The sequence below is a fragment of the Proteiniphilum sp. UBA5384 genome, from assembly GCF_002410825.1.
Classification (GTDB): domain Bacteria; phylum Bacteroidota; class Bacteroidia; order Bacteroidales; family Dysgonomonadaceae; genus Proteiniphilum.
The window spans coordinates 37,743-57,091 of sequence record NZ_DHOS01000001.1 but is presented as its reverse complement, the minus strand read 5'-3'; the positions used below and the strand labels follow the sequence as shown (position 1 = coordinate 57,091).

Annotated in this window: 14 protein-coding genes; 5 read left to right on the top strand and 9 right to left on the bottom strand. The window is 44.9% G+C overall.

The window, feature by feature from the left end; genetic code table 11:
- The 6 genes from mrdA to B4G81_RS00175 form a co-directional block, all read right to left on the bottom strand.
- Positions 1 to 1,899 carry a penicillin-binding protein 2 gene (gene mrdA, locus B4G81_RS00200; protein ID WP_294078756.1) on the bottom strand — a complete coding sequence of 633 codons (1,899 nt, stop codon included), beginning with the start codon at positions 1,897 to 1,899 and terminating at the stop codon, positions 1 to 3.
- Complete coding sequence (gene mreD, locus B4G81_RS00195) at positions 1,889 to 2,404, bottom strand: rod shape-determining protein MreD (protein WP_294078753.1); 516 nt, start codon at positions 2,402 to 2,404, stop codon at positions 1,889 to 1,891. Before mreD ends, mrdA begins: the two co-directional genes overlap by 11 nt.
- Positions 2,401 to 3,249, bottom strand: a complete 849-nt coding sequence (gene mreC, locus B4G81_RS00190) for a rod shape-determining protein MreC (protein ID WP_294078751.1) — start codon at positions 3,247 to 3,249, stop codon at positions 2,401 to 2,403. The genes mreD and mreC overlap by 4 nt, the downstream gene beginning before the upstream one ends.
- Positions 3,250 to 3,305: 56 nt before the next feature.
- A complete protein-coding gene (locus tag B4G81_RS00185; protein WP_294078748.1) occupies positions 3,306 to 4,331 on the bottom strand; it encodes a rod shape-determining protein in 1,026 nt (341 codons plus the stop codon).
- 25 nt (positions 4,332 to 4,356) lie between these two features.
- Entirely contained in the window at positions 4,357 to 5,880 is a 1,524-nt protein-coding gene (gene purH, locus B4G81_RS00180) for a bifunctional phosphoribosylaminoimidazolecarboxamide formyltransferase/IMP cyclohydrolase (protein WP_294078745.1), read from the bottom strand.
- A 163-nt stretch (positions 5,881 to 6,043) separates the two neighbouring features.
- A complete protein-coding gene (locus B4G81_RS00175) occupies positions 6,044 to 7,009 on the bottom strand; it encodes an ROK family protein (RefSeq protein WP_294078743.1) in 966 nt (321 codons plus the stop codon).
- 283 nt (positions 7,010 to 7,292) lie between these two features.
- On the opposite strand from B4G81_RS00175, the gene B4G81_RS00170 reads away from it, so the two are divergent.
- The 3 genes from B4G81_RS00170 to hemW all read left to right on the top strand — a co-directional run bounded on the left by B4G81_RS00170 (position 7,293) and on the right by hemW (position 10,830).
- The gene (locus B4G81_RS00170) at positions 7,293 to 8,741 is read left to right on the top strand and encodes a tryptophanase (RefSeq protein WP_294078740.1); all 1,449 of its coding nucleotides are present in this window, start codon (positions 7,293 to 7,295) and stop codon (positions 8,739 to 8,741) included.
- A 157-nt stretch (positions 8,742 to 8,898) separates the two neighbouring features.
- A complete protein-coding gene (locus B4G81_RS00165; protein ID WP_294078737.1) occupies positions 8,899 to 9,675 on the top strand; it encodes a glycerophosphodiester phosphodiesterase in 777 nt (258 codons plus the stop codon).
- A 27-nt stretch (positions 9,676 to 9,702) separates the two neighbouring features.
- A complete protein-coding gene (hemW, locus tag B4G81_RS00160) occupies positions 9,703 to 10,830 on the top strand; it encodes a radical SAM family heme chaperone HemW (protein ID WP_294078734.1) in 1,128 nt (375 codons plus the stop codon).
- Positions 10,831 to 10,845: 15 nt separating this feature from the next.
- Here the strand turns inward: hemW and B4G81_RS00155 are convergent, their stop codons facing one another.
- From B4G81_RS00155 to B4G81_RS00145, 3 genes are all read right to left on the bottom strand, one after another.
- On the bottom strand, positions 10,846 to 12,510 hold the full coding sequence (locus B4G81_RS00155; RefSeq protein ID WP_294078731.1) for a formate--tetrahydrofolate ligase: 1,665 nt from the start codon (positions 12,508 to 12,510) through the stop codon (positions 10,846 to 10,848).
- A 96-nt stretch (positions 12,511 to 12,606) separates the two neighbouring features.
- Entirely contained in the window at positions 12,607 to 14,616 is a 2,010-nt protein-coding gene (gene uvrB / locus B4G81_RS00150; RefSeq protein ID WP_294078728.1) for an excinuclease ABC subunit UvrB, read from the bottom strand.
- Between the two features lie 69 nt (positions 14,617 to 14,685).
- Positions 14,686 to 15,717 carry a tetratricopeptide repeat protein gene (locus B4G81_RS00145; RefSeq protein WP_294078725.1) on the bottom strand — a complete coding sequence of 344 codons (1,032 nt, stop codon included), beginning with the start codon at positions 15,715 to 15,717 and terminating at the stop codon, positions 14,686 to 14,688.
- A gap of 182 nt (positions 15,718 to 15,899) precedes the next feature.
- On the opposite strand from B4G81_RS00145, the gene B4G81_RS00140 reads away from it, so the two are divergent.
- Together B4G81_RS00140 and B4G81_RS00135 are read left to right on the top strand one after the other, a co-directional pair.
- Positions 15,900 to 16,259: a diacylglycerol kinase family protein gene (locus B4G81_RS00140; protein WP_294078723.1), complete on the top strand. Its 360-nt coding sequence runs from the start codon at positions 15,900 to 15,902 to the stop codon at positions 16,257 to 16,259.
- A gap of 6 nt (positions 16,260 to 16,265) precedes the next feature.
- A complete protein-coding gene (locus tag B4G81_RS00135) occupies positions 16,266 to 19,265 on the top strand; it encodes an AAA domain-containing protein (RefSeq protein WP_294078720.1) in 3,000 nt (999 codons plus the stop codon).
- Positions 19,266 to 19,349 lie beyond the last annotated feature (84 nt).

Here is a 19,349-nt window from a genome sequence, read left to right as displayed (position 1 = left end):
TTATCGATTAGAGGGCTTATTGACCGGTAAGTTTCTGGTATAAACATGAGGCAGTATCGCACGATTTATGATGGAAGTCTCCAGCCATTGATCGCTCTCGGGAATCTCCCCCCTGAAAAACTTCTGCAGCATCAAACGGGCGATAGGCACTGCATTGGTGGCACCAAAACGACCGTTTTCCACCAGTACGGCGATAGCCACCTGCGGATCATCTTTCGGTGCAAAACCCATAAAGACCGAATGGTCATCGCCATGCGGATTTTGTGAGGTACCAGTTTTCCCGCATACCTCCACCAAGGGCGAGAGGTTAATTCCACGGCAAGTACCCATGGTCACCGCATCGGCCATCCCCTCCACAGTCAATTCGAAATATTCCCTATTGATACCCGAATCATGTCTTGTAGTATAAGTCGATTCCAGCGCTGCTCCTTTGCGTTCTTTCACCACATGGGGTGTATAATAGTATCCCCTGTTGGCGATCATAGCACCCATATTGGCAATCTGCAGGGGCGTAGCCAGAATCTCTCCCTGCCCGATAGCTATAGAAATAATCCTATGAGCATTCCATCTATCTGTCTTGAAGAAGTTCGTGTAGAACTTACTATTGGGGATAAATCTTCCTTTCTCGGAAGGGAGATCTACTCCCAATGGGTAACCGTATCCCAACTTTACCATGTAATCACGCCACACGTCAAAAGCAGCCGTTACCGACTCATATTTACTCCTGTTGTTCAACATAGCGTTGAGACCATAACAAAAGTAAGAATTACAAGAAGTCGCCAGTGCTGCCTGAAGCGCCAGCGGCGAACCGTGGGGATGACATGCGGGACGTCCTCCCAACGGTGGATATCCCCCATAACAGGAATAGAGTGTCTGGGGAGTGATAATGCCTTCCTGCAGGAAGACAAGTCCCTGTGCAGGTTTGAATGTGGATCCCGGAGGATATGTACCGGCAATCGCCCTGTTGATAAGCGGTTTAAAAGGGTTGTTCACGAGTTGACGGTAATTGTCACTGAAATCGGAACTCTTCCCGGTAAGCAAAACGGGATCGTAGGTAGGCGCCGAAACCATGCAGAGTATCTCCCCTGTTTTGGGATCGATCATCACGATTGCACCTACTTTGTTGTGCATCAATTGCTCACCGTAAGCCTGCAAATCGATATCGATTCCCAGGGTAAGGTCTTTCCCCGATACGGGAGCCTTGTCATGCGCTCCATCTTCATATTTCCCCTGCACTCTCCCGTGTGCATCCCGCAAGAGTATTTCTACTCCTTTTTCACCGCGAAGGTCTTCTTCATGTGATAATTCAATCCCCGATTTTCCTACATAGTCACCTCTCATATAATAGGGATCGGCGGCCATCTTATTCTTATCTACTTCAGCCACGTAACCGAGGATAAGCCCCATATTGGAATAATTATATTGCCGCTCGGTACGACCTTGGATATATATGCCGGGGAATTTATACAATTTTTCCTGCAACAACCCATATTCCTCCACATTGAGTTGCGACATAAACAATTGGGGTGTATAGGATGAATAACCGGGATTTTTGCGGCGGTCCCGCATATCAGCATTCAAGGCATGGAAGCGTTCCATATCAATATCGAGTGTACGACAGAAGTCAAGCGTATCGAACTGCTTCATTTCACGCACTACCATCATCACGTCATAGGTAGGCCTGTTATACACCAATAATTTTCCGTTCCGGTCATATATAGCTCCACGTGCCGGATAAAGGGTTCTCCGGAGAAAAGCATTACTATCCGCATAGTCGCGGTATTGAGGGCTCATCAACTGTAGCTTGAATAGCTGGCCCACATATACCAATATGATAATTACTATCACAGCAGCAATTACATATCGTCTCCTGGACAACGGATTAGAATTACTGTTCACCGGCTTTTCTCTTAAACATTAAACTATCCAACGCAAGAATCAAGGGAATTGTTACTACTGAAGAGGTAACAATCCGCAGCAGCGTATTCTTCAGATTGAAGAGAGTAAAAGACTCAATAAAGAATAGCAGCGTAATGTGCAGCACCACCATAAATATGGTAAATCTCACAAAAGGCCCGGCATCCATATTCATTCCGGGTATATATTCATCATGACCTTCTTCTTCAAAAAAGAGTCCTATGATATTTTTCCTGAATGCAGCAACAATAGTAATGGCTGCAGCATTCATCCCCGGGGTATTCAGGAAAATATCAATAATCAGTCCCATCAGGAAAGCGATTAGAATTACAGAATAGGGCGTTCTCCCTACTGGCAATTTCAACAGAAAATAGACATATAAAACCGGAGTAGCTACACCGAACAGGCTGATCCTATTCAGCAGCAATGTCTGAAGCAGTACCAAAAGTACAAAAAGTACTATTTCATATATATAATTCAGTTTCATCGCTGTAGCGTCTCTTCAAGTATTTTCTGTTCTTCGTGATAAGTGTCGTTGATCACCAGTACATCCTGTAACGTATAGAAGTTGGTCGACAACCGGATGTTGAATGTGTTGAAGTTATCATCCCTCGAATGACCTTCGCTACTCACAAAGCCAATAATAAGATTCCGGGGGAAGATGCGTGAAAAACTGGTCAGTACCGTATCTCCCTGATGGAATGCCTCATGCTTGGGCAACTCCCCCAATTGAACCTCTCCAATATTTGTACCATCCCATGAGACCGAACCGTAATTTTCGGAATTCTTCAATCGGGCACTTAGCCGGAACTTGGGATTAATCACAGGAATCACCACCGATAAGTTTCGGGATACATTGGAGACAACTCCTACTACCCCCTGTGTGGAAATCACGCCCATATCGGGTTTGATTCCGTGCTTGGCACCTTTATTCAGTGTAATAAAATTGTTGGCGCCTGCGAAACTCAGGTTAACTACCTCTGCCGGTATAAAATCAAACTGAGGTAAGGAGGCGGAATCTTTTACAAAAGCATTCATCTCCAGAGAATCACTCACCGTCAGTAAATCTATCCGGTCTTTGAGTGCCAGTATTTCTTTCTCCAACTCTGCGGTCTTTTCCAGTAATAATTGATTATTTTTCTTCAGGTGGAAAAATGAACCAATATCTTTTGAGACCGAAAAAAACCACCCGCTTATATTATTGGCTGAAGAGAGATAGACACTGCGCTGATAGGAATTATGGGTAAAAACGAGATAGAAACTAAACGCCACCAACAGAGCGGCAAGCAGCCAATGACTATTCCGAATGATAAAGTTAAAAAGATTGCGCATCTAAACCTATGCTTTATCCTATTTTATACCCTGTATTCTACATTCCAAGTTAAATTTCACCTCATTAAAAAGGTGAATTTATCAATATTTCGCAATGCAATACCGGTTCCCCTTGCTACCATATGCAGCGGATCATCTACCACCCTGAAAGGAATTCCTATCTTTTCAGTCAGCCTTTTGTCGAGTCCCCTCAGTAAAGCACCACCACCGGTCAGGTAAATGCCGTTACGCACAATATCGGCATACAATTCGGGGGGCGTCTGTTCCAGTGCGCTTAACACAGCAGAATCGACCTTTGACACCGATTTCTCAATGGCATGGGCAATTTCCTGGTAAGATACGGGTACGTCCATCGGCAACGAGGTCATCCTGTTGGGACCATGTACAACAAAATCTTCCGGTGGATTCTCCAGTTCGGTGACCACCGATCCCACCTGTATCTTGATCTGCTCCGCAGTACGGTCACCTACCTTGATATTATGCTGGCGCCCCATATAATCCTGGATATCTTCGGTAAAATCATCCCCTGCAATCTTGATTGACTTATTGGAAACGATACCGCCCAATGAGATCACTGCGATCTCGGTAGTACCGCCACCTATATCTACGATCATATTTCCTTCAGGAGCTTCCACATCAAGGCCAATCCCAAGAGCCGCCGCCATCGGCTCAAAAATCATATAGACATCCCGTCCGCCGGCATGTTCTGCCGAATCGCGTACGGCACGGATCTCCACCTCGGTACTGCCCGATGGAATACAGACAACGACACGCAATGAAGGAGAAAAAAGCCCTCCCCTGTTCTTGTTAGCCATCTTGATCATACCTCGGATCATCTGTTCTGCTGCATTGAAATCAGCAATCACACCATCCCTCAACGGTCTTACCGTGCGAATATTTTCATGCGTCTTACCATGCATCTGCCTGGCTTTCTCACCCAAAGCAATCATCTTCTCGGTCTTGCGGTCAAGCGCTACAATGGACGGTTCATCCAGTAATATCTTACCCGCGTTGTTCACAATAACAGAATTGGCGGTGCCAAGGTCCATTGCCAACTCCTGTGTAAATGAAAATAAGCCCATAATTATAATAGTAACTATGTTGTTTTTAATGTTTAAAGTGTCTTATACCGGTTTTCACCATCGAAAGACCGTTTTGATTGCAGTAGTCCACCGACTCCCCGTCACGAACGGAACCTCCGGGTTGAATAACTGCCGTAATACCTGCTTTGTGCGCAATTTCCACGCAATCCGGAAAAGGAAAAAACGCATCACTAGCCATCACTGCTCCCTGTAGATTGAAATGGAATGTGTCAGCTTTTTCAATAGCCTGATTCAGTGCATCCACCCTTGAAGTCTGTCCTGTACCGCTGGCGATAAGCTGTTTATCCTTTACCAAAACAATGGCATTCGACTTAGTATGCTTTACCAGAATATTGGCAAACAGCAGGTCTTCGGTCTCCTTATCTGTGGGTACTTTGGAGGTCATCACCTGCAGATCGGCAGCACTTTCAACACTTAGATCTTTGTCCTGCACTAAAGTACCGTTCAATACAGAGCGGTATTGCAAAGGCTGTGTAGCTTTGTTTCTCGATTTCAACACCAAAATTATACGATTTTTCTTTTGAAACAAAATATCCAGCGCCTCTTTATCATATTCGGGGGCAATAATCACTTCAAAAAAGATTTCGTTAATGGCTTCGGCTGCCTCTTTATCCACTTTTCGGTTAGTCACCACAATACCGCCAAAAGCTGATACAGGATCGGCAGCAAGCGCTGCGCCCCATGCCTCTTTCACTGTCGGACGACAAGCCATACCACAGGCATTGTTATGTTTAAGAATCGCCAATGCAGTCTCATTGAAATCGGATATCAGTGAAACTGCAGCATCAATATCAAGAAGATTATTATAGGAAATCTCCTTCCCATGAAGTTGTTCGAACACTTCATCGAAATTACCATAGAATGTTCCTTTTTGGTGAGGATTCTCCCCATAACGAAGTTGTTTCCTGTTATCAACAGCGATGCGAAAAGCTGACCGGTCATCACCACAAAAATAATCGAAGATGGCAGAATCATACCCCGATGAAACCATAAAAGCATCCTTGGCAAACCGACGGCGGTCTTCCGGACCGGAGACGCCTTCTTTCTCCTTCAACAAGTCGAGCAGCGGTTTGTACTGGTCTTTTGATGCTACAATAACCACGTCTTTATAATTTTTTGCAGCACCACGTATAAGCGATATACCGCCTATGTCTATCTTCTCGATGATTTCCTCTTCTGTACCGCCGGCAGCAACCGTTTCGCGGAAAGGATACAAATCAACAATAACCAGGTCGATGGAAGGAATATCGTACGATTTTATCTGCTTCTTATCTATCTCATTATCACGTCGGTAAAGAATACCACCAAAAATTTTGGGATGAAGTGTTTTTACTCTGCCTCCTAAAATTGAAGGATAGCCGCTGATATCCTCCACCGCTTCACATTCATATCCCAAAGACTGGATAAACTCCTGCGTGCCACCGGTAGAAATAAACTTAACTCGTAAATGATGTAGTTCCCGAAGTATTTCCTCCAACCCATCCTTGTGATACACTGAAATGAGGGCTGTTTGAATTTTTTTTGACATTCTGTTTCCGTTTAAGTCGTTATTTTTAAAATGAGTACAAAGGTAATAAAATCTATCGCTCTTTTTTGTCAATCTGCTCGTTAGTTTTGTATAAATTTGAAAAAACAGCTCCGGAAAAATCCGGAGCTGTACAGTATATTATCAAAAGGCTGGATATTTCCAATCAATCCCTGACTTCCCAACCCAGTGCGCTGGCACCTAATACGGCGGCATCACTCTCTTTCAGGTCGGAGAACATCAGTTTCACTTTATTCCTGAAAATAGGGAGCATATTTCTTTCCATACTTTCGCGGATAGGATCCATGATAAGGTTGCCCGCTTTGGAAAGTCCTCCAAAAAGGATGATAGCCTCGGGACTTGAAAAAGCCACAAAATCAGCAAATGCCTCACCCAACATCTCTCCGGTGAATTTAAATATCTCTTTCGCCAGTTCATCGCCGCCCATGGCTGCATCAAATACATCTTTCGATGTGATATCTTCTACCGGTATATTACGGAGACGAGTCTGTGTATCAGGCTTCAGTTCGAGATACTCACGAGCTGTACGCGCCACACCGGTTGCCGAAGAATAAGCCTCAAGACACCCTGTCCTTCCGCACCCACAAAGGCGGCCATTATGTCTGCGCATGATTACGTGCCCGAGTTCACCGGCAAAACCATCATGACCGTATACTAACTGTCCATTCACAACAATACCGCTACCAACACCGGTTCCCAGAGTAATCACGATAAAATCTTTCATGCCGCGGGCAGCACCGTAAGTCATTTCCCCAATAGCTGCCGCATTGGCATCGTTCGTAAGTGCAACAGGGATACCTACCCGGTCTTCCAGCATCTGTGCGAAAGGAATTACACCTTTCCATGGAAGATTGGGAGCAAATTCTATACTTCCCGAGAAATAATTACCGTTGGGTGTACCGGCACCAATCCCCTTGATCTGATCCTTGGTGGTTGTTCCCGCGATAAGATCTTCAATCAGGTCAGTCAACTCATCCAGGTAATCTTCCACCCGGGAATGTTTGGCTGTTTTGATACTGCCACTCTTTAAAATCTGTCCTCTTTTGTCCACGATGCCTACAACGGTATTCGTACCGCCCACATCAATACCTATTGCATAGGGTTTATCCATAAGATTTGTTTTATTAAAAATTAGTCAATGATGATTATTAGAATTTATAGCCACAAATATAGGGCTTTTTTGTTAATCGACAATTTTTTTTCTCTCCGGAACAATTCAATCGGTTAGACTTTTTGATGCGCCTCGGAAAAACTCAAGCAAGCTTAGTTTTTCTCTCGGCTTTCACTATATTTGCAGTTTTAATTAAAATTTATCAGGAAAAATCTGATATTAACGACAATCTTTAAGAAATATCAAATAATAACTAACTATAAGATAAAGACACACAGAGCTCATGAATGACGTTAAATTTTATAATGGTGAGAATATTCCGTTAGAATTACACAAAGTACGTGTAGTGCAGAAATTACATTTGGTACCTATCGAGAGAAGATTAGAAGCGTTGAAGGAGGGTGGATTTAACACTTTCCGACTCAGCACAAAAGATGTATTCCTTGACATGCTTACTGATAGCGGCACCAATGCGATGAGTGACAACCAGATGGCTGCCATGATGCAGGCAGATGACGCCTATGCCGGATCACAGAGTTTTTTCAGGCTCCAGAAAGCGGTGGAAGAGGTGCTGGGAAAGAAGTATTATCTTCCGGTACATCAGGGGCGGGCAGCAGAAAATATCCTGTCAAACGCCTACGTGCGTAAAGGCAATCTGGTGCCTATGAACTACCACTTCACCACTGCCATGGCACATATCACCCAGTACGGGGGAAAGATCGCTGAACTGTTATACGACGAAGCTTATGTGATCAATTCCACTCACCCTTTCAAGGGAAATATGAACCTTGAAAAACTGGAAGAGGTCATCAAAATACACGGTGCTAAAAATATCCCGTTTATCCGCATGGAAGCATCCACCAACCTTATCGGTGGACAACCTTTTTCAGTGCAGAACCTGAGGGATGTAAGGACTATTGCCGACAAATACAATATCCGGTTGGTGCTCGATGCCAGTTTGCTGGGGGAGAATGCATATCTGGTAATCCAACGGGAAGAAGAATTCAAAGGAAGCGCTATGGGTGAAGTGATAAAGATCATGACAGACCTTGCCGATATCGTCTATTTCTCCGCCAGGAAGCTAAGTTCTTCCCGGGGAGGAGGTATTTGCACGAACAATATGGATATTTATCGCGAATTAGAAGCATTGGTACCGCTGTTCGAAGGATTCCTGACTTACGGAGGTATTTCCGTGCGTGAAATAGAAGCGATGGCAGTAGGTCTGTATGAAACACTCGACGAGACAATGATCAGCCAGAGTCCCGATTTTATAGCTTACCTGGTGAATGCCCTTGATGCCAATGGCGTTCCGGTAGTAAAGCCTGCCGGAGTATTGGGTGCTCATGTGGATGCGATGAAAGTATGTGACCATATCCCCCAAAAGGAATATCCCGCCGGTGCTTTGGCAGCGGCATTATTCCTTATTTCGGGAATCCGTGGCATGGAAAGAGGCTCCATCTCCAACCAGCGTGACGAGTATGGCAATGAAACTTATGCTGATATGGAATTGGTGCGACTGGCAGTCCCCCGTCGGGTATTCACCCTGTCGCAGATCAAATATGTGGAGGACCGGATGACATGGCTATACGAAAACCGCACATTAATCGGTGGCCTTCGCTTTGTATACGAACCTCCGGTGCTCCGTTTCTTTATGGGTGGACTGGAGCCTGTGAGCGATTGGCCTCAGAAGCTGATCACCAAATTTAAAGAGGATTTCGGGGAAAGCCTGTAGGTGTTTTGCAAGATGTCTCTATTATCAAATGGAGACTCTTTGGTTCCGTCTTTTCAGAAAATTCAGTTTTTTTTCACTCATATAGTAACTGTATTAGCCGGTTTATAGATATAATAATGTATTTTTGTGCTAATAAACATTATAAATAATCATTAATATGGACAAAAAAATTTACTTAAGTTTCCTGTTTCTATTATTTGTTACTGCCTATGGCTGGTCACAGACGCAAGTTATTGCGCACCGCGGATTCTGGAAAACGGAGGGCTCAGCCCAGAACTCTATTGCCTCACTGATGAAAGCCGATTCTATCGGTGTATATGGTTCTGAAATGGATATGTGGATTACTCCCGACGGGATTCCCGTGGTGCACCATGATGCCGACGCCACTCTCAACGGGGAAAAGTTAATTATCCAGGACACACCTTTCGCCACCCTCAGAAAGGTAAAACTTGCCAATGGAGAACCAATCCCCACAGTAGAGGAATATCTGGACGCCTTTTCCAATTGCAAGCATGTGAAACTGATTATGGAATTTAAAACTCACCGTTCAAAAGAGAGAGAAGACGTGCTGGTTGAAAAAGTAATCAATATGGTACGCGAACGGGGTCTGGGGGACAGGGTGGAATATATCGCTTTTGGACTCAACTTTGTACAACAGGCCAGGAAACTCGCTCCCGACGCTCCTGTTTATTACCTGAATGGCGACTTATCCCCCAAAGTACTGGATACAATGAACCTAAGCGGATTTGACTACAATCTGAAAGTAGTGTATAACAAACCCGAGTGGGTGAAAGAAGCACACGCGCTGGGACAAAAAGTAAACGTGTGGACAGTGAATAAACCCGAAGATATCCAAAAGATTATCGATCTAGGAGTTGACTTTATTACCACCGACGAGCCAGTGCGGGTAAAGGAGATGCTCCAGGCCCAATAATCCGGAAACAGGTTATAAAAGAATAACGTGGCAGGTATATATATTCATATTCCTTTCTGCAAGACACGGTGTACTTATTGTGATTTCTATACCGGTACTAATGAAAAGGAAATGGATACTTTCGTCAATGCGTTATGCGACGAAGCCCGCATGAGAAAGAAGGAGTTCCCCGAACCGGTAAAGACCATTTACTTCGGTGGGGGAACTCCTTCCCGCCTCAGGCAGGAACACTTCGAAAAGGTATTCGAGACATTACACCGCCACTTCTCTATCGAATCTATGGCGGAAATTACCGTAGAAGCTAATCCAGACGACCTATCGGAGGCATATGTGGAGATGCTTTCCCGGTTGCCGGTCAACCGGCTCAGTATCGGCATACAAAGTTTCAATGACAAAGAATTGAAATTTCTGAGCCGCCGGCACTCCGCCCAAGAGGCGATTGATGCAGTGAAAAGATGCCAACGGTATGGCTTCGGGAATATCAGTATCGACCTGATGTACGGATTACCGGGACAAAACAGGGAGATATGGGATTACAATCTGACACGGGCTATTGCACTCGATGTTCCCCATATCTCTTCCTATCACCTTATCTATGAAGAAAAGACCCGGATGTACAGACTCTTACAAACCGGAAGAATAAAACCCGTGGGGGAAGAAGTCAGCACCGATATGTTTTCCTTGTTGATAGAACGTCTCACGGCGAAGGGGTATATCCATTACGAAATATCGGCATTCGGAAAGGAAGGTTACTTTTCTCTACATAACACTTCTTACTGGAAGAATGAGAAATATCTCGGCCTGGGACCTGCCGCACATTCATATGACGGCGATCATCGTTCTTTCAATATCCCTTCACTTGTTCGTTATATCAAAAGTGTGGAATCAGGCATATTAAACCGCGAGACGGAGCTTTTGAGCCGGGCAGAAAAATACAATGAGATGGTACTTACCGGATTGCGCACGATGTGGGGACTCGATCTCACGGATCTTACAACCCGTTTCGGCGATAAATTCTACCAGTATTGTCTGGAGAATGCACGGAAATATCTTGATCGCAACCTGCTCAAAACCGAAGGAGGCAAGTTAAAACTGACCCGTGACGGTATCTTTATCTCCGACGGCATCATGAGCGACCTGATGTGGATCGAATAAATTGGCAATAAACAATCAACTTAATCCTTCCACTTCACCATCAACAATATCAATCCTCGTGGCCTGAGGATCGGCGGGCAATCCGGGCATACGCATCATTTCACCGGCAATAGCTACTATAAATTCCGAACCCCGGTTAATCACCAGATCATTGATCTTGAAGCGGAAATCTTTTGCTACACCATACCATTTGGGATCGGCAGAGAAAGAATATTGTGTTTTAGCGATGCATACCGGCATTTTTTCGAGGGGCGAACCTTCTATCATTCTCAGTTTCTTCAATGCCTTCTCACCCATCACCACATCACGTGCACCATAAATTTTTGTGGCAATTTTGGATATTTTCGTCTCTATATCATCCTCATCATCGTAGGTAAATTTCAGTTCTCCCGACGGTTTGTTCTCAATGACTTCTATCACCGCTTCGGCCAAATTCACTGCTCCTACGCCCCCATCGGTAAACGCTTCGTTCACGGCAAAAGAAACACCTCTCGCCTGACAAAAAGCACGCACAGTATCAATTTCTTCCGGAGTATCGAAATCATATTTATTAAACGCCACTACTACCGACTGACCGAAACCGACAAGGTTATCAAGATGTTTTCCCAGATTTTCCAACCCCCTTCTCAGTCCCTCCATATCGGGTTCTTTGATCATCTTTTCAGGTGTTCCCCCATGCATCTTCAACCCCTGTGCAGTGGCGACAATCACCGTCAATTTGGGTCGAAGACCACTTTTACGGCATTTGATATTAAAGAATTTCTCAGCACCCAAGTCGGCACCGAAACCGGCTTCAGTGACCACATAATCCCCATAAGACATCGCCATCTTGGTGGCCAATACCGAGTTGCAGCCATGCGCAATATTGGCAAACGGTCCTCCATGCACAAAAGCGGCCGTATTCTCGGTAGTCTGTACGAGGTTGGGGTGGATGGCATCTTTCATCAATACGGTAATTGCGCCGGCCACGCCCAGATCTTTTACCGTAAATGGTTCTCCATTTATCCTGTATCCCAACAGGATATTCTCTATTCTCCTGCGGAGATCATCTTCGTTTTCTGCCAGGCAGAGAATGGCCATCAGTTCCGATGCGGCAGTGATATCAAAACCTCCTTCCTGGGGTATGCCATTACCGGGACCCAAGCCGGTAACAATATACCGCAGGCTCCGGTCGTTCACATCCAGTACCCGTTTCCAGAGGACCTCCTTGATCTCTTCACCGGTTCCCCGCACACGGAAGATATAGTTGTCGAGCAAAGCCGAAATAGTATTATGAGCTGTGGTTACAGCATGGAAATCACCCGTGAAGTGGAGGTTGATATTCTCCATCGGAAGAACCTGCGCATATCCTCCTCCGGCTGCACCGCCTTTCATACCAAAGACAGGCCCCAGTGATGGTTCACGTAATGCTACGATTGCTTTTTTACCCATTTTGTTCAATCCCAGGGCTAGACCTATGGATACTGTAGTCTTACCGATACCCGCCTTAGTCGCAGTAATCGCCGTGACCAATATCAGATTGCTCTGATTGATCTTTTCCTGATTGATAAGATGCAAAGGGATTTTAGCCATGTGCCTGCCAAAACCGATCACTTCTTCCCGTTCAATACCTATACTCTCCGCAATATCTTTAATTTTTCTCAAGGGTGTTTCCCGTGCAATTTGAATGTCTGATTTCATTTAAACTGATTTATTGATTTACTGATTTACTGATTAAAAAATTCACTACTTCCAAAAATATCATCGAATCTTCACTACTCGTCCCGATTATCGGGATTATCGAATCTTCTCCTCCAATATTATCAACTGATCCCGCAATTGGGCAGCTTCCAGAAATTCCAATTTCTTGGCTGCCGCCATCATTGCTTTTCGGGTCTGCTCGATTTTTTTCTTCAGGTCCTCTTTCGAAGCATATTCCGATACCGGTTCAGCTGCCATTGTATAATAATCCGGCTCGACGTATGCTTTTGTTTCGGCAGTTACTTTATATTCTTTGGTCAATGCCGATGAGTGGGCTTTTTTTATCTGTTGTGGTATGATGCCATGCTCTTCATTATATTTTATCTGTTTTTCGCGTCTACGATTGGTCTCGTCAATGGTCATCCGCATGCTGTCGGTTATCTTGTCGGCATAAAAGATCACTTTTCCATTCACGTTTCGAGCCGCCCGGCCGGCCGTCTGGGTAAGGGAGCGATGAGAGCGGAGAAATCCTTCCTTATCAGCATCGAGTACTGCCACAAGCGATACTTCAGGCAAATCCAACCCTTCCCGCAACAGATTCACGCCGATCAACACGTCAAATAAGCCGTTGCGCAGTTCATCCATGATTCTCACCCTCTCTAATGTTTCTACATCAGAGTGAATATAATTACAACGTACACCATTCCTGGTCAGATAATCAGTCAACTCTTCCGCCATCCGCTTGGTAAGAGTGGTCACCAATACCCTTTCATCGACCTCCACCCGTTGCCGAATCTCTTCCATCAAGTCATCTATCTGGTTCAAACTCGGTCGCACATCGATAGGAGGATCAAGTAATCCTGTAGGGCGAATCAACTGGTCGACAACAATACCCTCCGACTTTTCCAATTCATAATCGGCAGGGGTAGCACTCACAAAAATAATCTCGGGAGTAAGCACCTCAAACTCTTCAAATTTCAATGGGCGGTTATCGATTGCAGCCGGCAAGCGGAAGCCAAACTCCACCAGATTCATCTTACGTGAATGGTCGCCGCCATACATGGCCCGGATTTGAGGAATGGTAACATGGCTTTCGTCGATAACGGTAAGATAATCCTTAGGGAAGAAATCAAGCAGACAGAAAGGGCGTGTACCCGGAGCACGGCCGTCGAAATAGCGCGAGTAATTCTCTATCCCTGAGCAGAATCCTATCTCCTTAATCATTTCAACATCATAGGTAACCCTTTCATAGAGCCGTTTGGCTTCATAAGGTTTACCAATCTCCTGAAAAAACTCCACCTGTTTCCCCAAATCAATCTGTATCTCATCCACTGCCCTGTTAATACGCTCCTGTGTGGTCACAAACAGGTTGGCCGGAAAAATACGATACGAGTCTAACCGTTCCATGGTAAGCCCCGTCAACGGGTCTATCGACTCGATGCTCTCTATCTCATCTCCCCAGAAAACAATCCGGACTATATAATCATGGTACGCCAGAAAGACGTCCACCGTATCACCTTTGACACGAAAATTTCCCCGGTTAAAATCCACTGTTTCGTTACGGGAGTATAAGCTATTCACCAACAAGCGTAACAACTGGTCGCGCTCCATTACCTGCCCCTCACGAATATCGATAGTGACCTTATTAAAATCTTCAGGATTACCAATGCCATAGAGGCAGGAAACAGAAGAAACCACGACCACATCATTCCTCCCGGAAAGCAGCGCGGAGGTGGCGGCAAGACGGAGTTTTTCGATCTCGTCATTAATAGACAGGTCTTTCTCGATATAGGTATCGGTGGTGGGGATATAAGCCTCAGGTTGATAATAATCGTAATAAGAGACATAATATTCCACCGCATTATTCGGGAAAAAATTCTTAAACTCGCTATAGAGTTGTGCTGCCAGCGTCTTATTATGACTCAGCACTAACGTGGGTTTATTTATCTGTGCGATCACGTTAGCCACCGTAAAGGTCTTACCCGATCCGGTAACCCCCAATAGCGTCTGGTAAGGGATTTTTTGTTGCAGTCCCTCAATCAGAGCCGCAATGGCTTCCGGCTGGTCGCCCGTAGGCTGATATGCTGATGTAAGTTGAAATTCCATAGATACTGTTAAACAAACAGGTGCCAAATTAGTTTTCCCGCTATCTGTCCTGCGTCTCTATTATGAATGCTAAGGCGCTTCGGGATAGGGTTTCGTCTCAAATATACTGACAATCTGCAAGAGAGGATCCAATTCCATGTGAACAATATATCCATATACCTGTTCTATAGAGCCATTTTTTTGGTAAGTCTTCTGTAGCGGTACATTTACTTTATAGTGGTTACTGTTCGTCATCTCATACCATATCGACTGTAAATCCGGTATAAATTTCAGTGTTGCACCTTCCGTCCGCGCTCCTGTAACGAGTAATTCACCCGTAATTCTTTCGCGGGAAGCAGTGCCGGAATCAAAAAAACGCTGTACCATAGGTGCCAGATAACGAATCATCCCATTATGGTCAAGAGAAGTAAGAGATATAAAAAAACCGTCGATAGTAGTGCGGATGCTGTCCAGTATAGCCGGATCCATAGATTGTGTACCGAAAAGCAATGCATATCTTTTTTGGGCTTCTGCTATATAATCGCCTCGGATTCCTCCGCTTTCACTCAGCATGATATAGTCGGAATAGGCTTCTCCCGTATTTGTCCGCAAAGTTCCTATCCATGTAAGCGAGTCGAGTCTTGTTTTCACCAGCGGAGCATACGGGCTCCCGGGATATTGGTTAAGGAAATCGCGTAATTCAGTTATGTTATCGGTTTCTTTCATCTTTTCCCACATTGAAGCCTCTACCGACTTCAATTTCCGCAATTCCTCCTGTGCCTGGTCAAAATGGATTCCACGCGGATATGCATTCATATAAGCTAAATAACCTTTCACGGTGTTCTCCTTGAGAGCTGCATCCCAACCGCTACGATCGAGATTGGTTTTGCGTATTGTCGCATTATATACAAAAAAAGCACCTACCAGTAGACCAATCATGAATACAAACAGAAGCGGAGTTGCTATACGTTTTTTTCTTCCGGGTTGTGTTGTTTTTGATGTTGATCCGGTCTCCTTCGGAATATCCACCTCATACTCTGAATGTATCTTCCTACTGCAATCATCGCAAAAAAGGACTTCTTCCGGTTTGGTTTTTCCACAAAGGGGGCAGACTTGAGACATAATTTCAAATTTATATCAAAAGTACCAAATATTGATATAAACTCAAAATAATTTGGGCTCTACTTCATTTAGCCTGATAAGGTTTACTGCTTGTCGAAAAGGAAAAAGATATTTGGGCGTAAACGACAAATTCTATACATTTGAATATAAATTTTCAATTTTGAAATCATCTCATCAACAATATGTCTTACATACGGGAACGCATTCAATCTTTCAGTCACGCATTCAGGGGTATACATACATTGTACAAAGAAACCCCCAATGCGCATATTCATCTGATTGTGGCTATCATCGCAATCTTACTGGGACTCCTATATAAAATTTCCCCCGGGGAATGGCTTGCCATTATCATTGCTATAGGAGCCGTATTCTCCATGGAAGCGATGAATACCGCATTGGAAAGATTGTCGGATTACGCCTGTAATAAAGAGATTCATCCTACTATTAAAAAAGTGAAAGACCTTTCTGCGGCCGCAGTCCTGACTGTAGTTTTGGCTGCTTTGGCAGTGGGGCTCATCATTTTTCTGCCTAAAATATTCTGATCAGATATGACTGAATTTTCGCTTTTCCCCTCAGATATCACAACGGATACCCTCCGTGTTCAACTTCTTAAAATCGATCGTGAGGGGAAATTGCTTATCTGCGTGAGGACAGAGGATCCCGGCATACCACTGATTGCCAGATACGGCATTTCACCGGAGAACAGCGCTTTTACAGCTTCAGTTGAAAGGTTCCGGGAAGGTGCCAACCTGAACCTGGTCGATTGTGTGATTGACGGGGATGGTTTTCTGCTTCCTAACTATATCATCCTTGAACCGGATTATCTGATCGATGCGTCTGCCATTGCCGAATGTTTTCAGGATTATTCAATATCGCCGCTTCATTATTTCCGTAACAAATTTGAAGAGAAGGAAAACCGCTCTTACCTGTTATTGGGAAACCTGGCCAATTTTTTCCTCGATGAACTGGTGTTTGCGGATAATCCGGAGGACGTTTCTTTCAGAGATGTATTCCTACGATCATTTAAACAGTCGCCTTTCGAATATACAAGTTGTGAAGATATTCGCTCCGAGAGTGATTTCCGGACATTCATGGAAAAAGCGCGGACTCAATTTGAAAATATCAAACGGGTGATCCGTGAGGATTTTCCCGGGAGAGGAATCAACCTGCATCATTGTACGCTGGAACCTTCGTTCTTTTGTGAACGATTTGGGTTTCAGGGGCGACTCGACCTGCTACAACCCTATTCCGAAGAAACGGATGCCCGGATCTTAGAACTGAAATCGGGCAAATTACCCTTCCCCTCCTACGATCACAACAAGATCACACTCAATCATGAAGTGCAAACGGCCGTTTATCGGCTGATGATAGAGACCGTTTTCGGGGAGCAGGCACAGGGAATAGATGCGTCTATCCTCTATTCGGCAGGATGCCGGCCGGGAGAAAACCTTCGCACTGCAGCGGTAGACGGAGAACTGGAGAAATCGATCCTGAACCTCCGGAACCTGATTGTGGCCAATGAACAGATTCTGATACAGGGAGAAAATCGGGATGCAGAAGCATTGTTTCAATCTTTATTCCATCTCATCCAAACAAGACAGAAACTACCCGCGTTCTTCATCGAAAAAATTGAACGGATACACACACTGTTGTCGGGTTGCAGCGAAACGGAACTTACCTTTTTCTATCGTTATGTCCGCTTCATTTCAAGAGAACTATATCATCAGAAGATCGGTGACATAGCCTATGAAACGCCCACGGGAACGGCATCACTTTGGAACAGCAACTTCAACGAACGGGCCGAAGCATTGGACGTCCTTTTTAATCTTTCCATCAAACACATCGATGATGCGGGACATGATATGACAATCCTTTTCGCCCGTAATCACACAGAAAACGACATCGTTAACTTCCGGGAGGGTGATATATGTATCGTCTATCCAAAGAAAGATGACAAGGATACGGTACTCAACCGGCAGATACTAAAGGGTACTATCGCCCGGATTACCTCTGAATCGGTAGAAGTGCGCTTTCGTTATAAACAGAAAAACCGCCGCTTCTTTGAGGAAAACCGACTCTGGGTAATAGAGCACGATTCGCTGGATACCACCTACAACAGCATGTACAAGAGTCTTTTTTCCTTTTTGACAGCATCCACACGGAAAAAAGAGGTACTGATGGGCGTAAAACCTCCCGGCTGTACTGAAATAAGTTATCCAAAAGCAGACTATCCGGAAAATATTATCCGCAAAGCGATGTGTGCTGAAGACTATTTTTTGATTGTGGGGCCGCCCGGCACAGGAAAGACATCGATCTTCGCCCGGCGGCTGATTGAAGAATTCCACGCACAACCAAAGATGAATATCATGGTACTTGCCTATACCAACCGTGCCGTGGACGAGTTGTGCGAAGCCATTAACGCGGCTTTCGGATGCAGGAAAGGGGAATGTGACGCTTATATCCGGGTGGGCACAGAACTCTCCTGTGCGAAAACTTACCGGCATCGATTGCTACAAAGGATTTCAGAAAAAGCCACGGATAGGGAATCACTTCGGCACGAGATAGAAGGCACACGTATCTACATTTCCACCCTCGCATCCATCAACGGTAGGATGGAACTTTTCAAACTCAAACATTTTGATGTAGCTATTATCGATGAGGCATCACAGATATTGGAGCCTCAAATTATCGGTCTCCTACCCCGTTTAGACAGGTTTATCATGATAGGAGATCACAATCAGCTATCGACTATTGTGTTGCAGGATCGTCAATTTTCAGGGATCAAAGAGCCTGTATTGCAGAAATCCGGATTTACCGATTGCCGTGACTCTCTTTTTGAACGGTTATTGCACCGCTGTCAAGCAAAAGGATGGAATCATGCATATGCGCAACTCACACAGCAAGGACGGATGCATAACGACATCGCTGCTTTTCCCGCCAAAAGCTTTTATTCCGGAAACCTTTTCCCGGCACTCGACTGGCAATCCTCAGCATGGAAGTTACAGTGCCCGTCAGACAATCACTTCGACCGGTGGATAGCCTCGGAGCGTACCGCTTTCTTTTCGACAGAAAAAATCAACGCCCCCACCCCGTCCGACAAAATCAACGAGACTGAAGCCGATTTGATTATCTCACTGCTCATTTCCCTTCGCAAAGTATATAGAGCAAATAGAAAAATATTCGATTCCAGATCGATCGGCATTATCGCCCCCTACCGGAACCAGATCGCCTTGATCAAACACAAGTTGTCATTAGCAGGAATCCCGGATTGGGAGAATATTATGGTTGATACCGTCGAGCGCTACCAGGGAAGCCAGCGTGATGTGATTCTGATTTCACTCTGTGCCAATGAACCCTACCAGATGAATTTTCTCTGCAACCCGAACCACAACGGTACGGTGGACAGGAAACTCAACGTGGCCATCACCCGCGCAAGACAACAACTCTTTCTTGTGGGCAATGCCCCCATCCTACGAAAATCACCGGTGTATGCCGCACTAATAAACTTTTACAGGGAAAAGAATCGTTATTCAGTGATTACTCGATAGCTACTTATTGAACACTCATTAGAGCCAATGGTTGGCAGGGTTTAACTTTCGGTAAATATTTTTTCGCACAACCTTTTTTGTTGT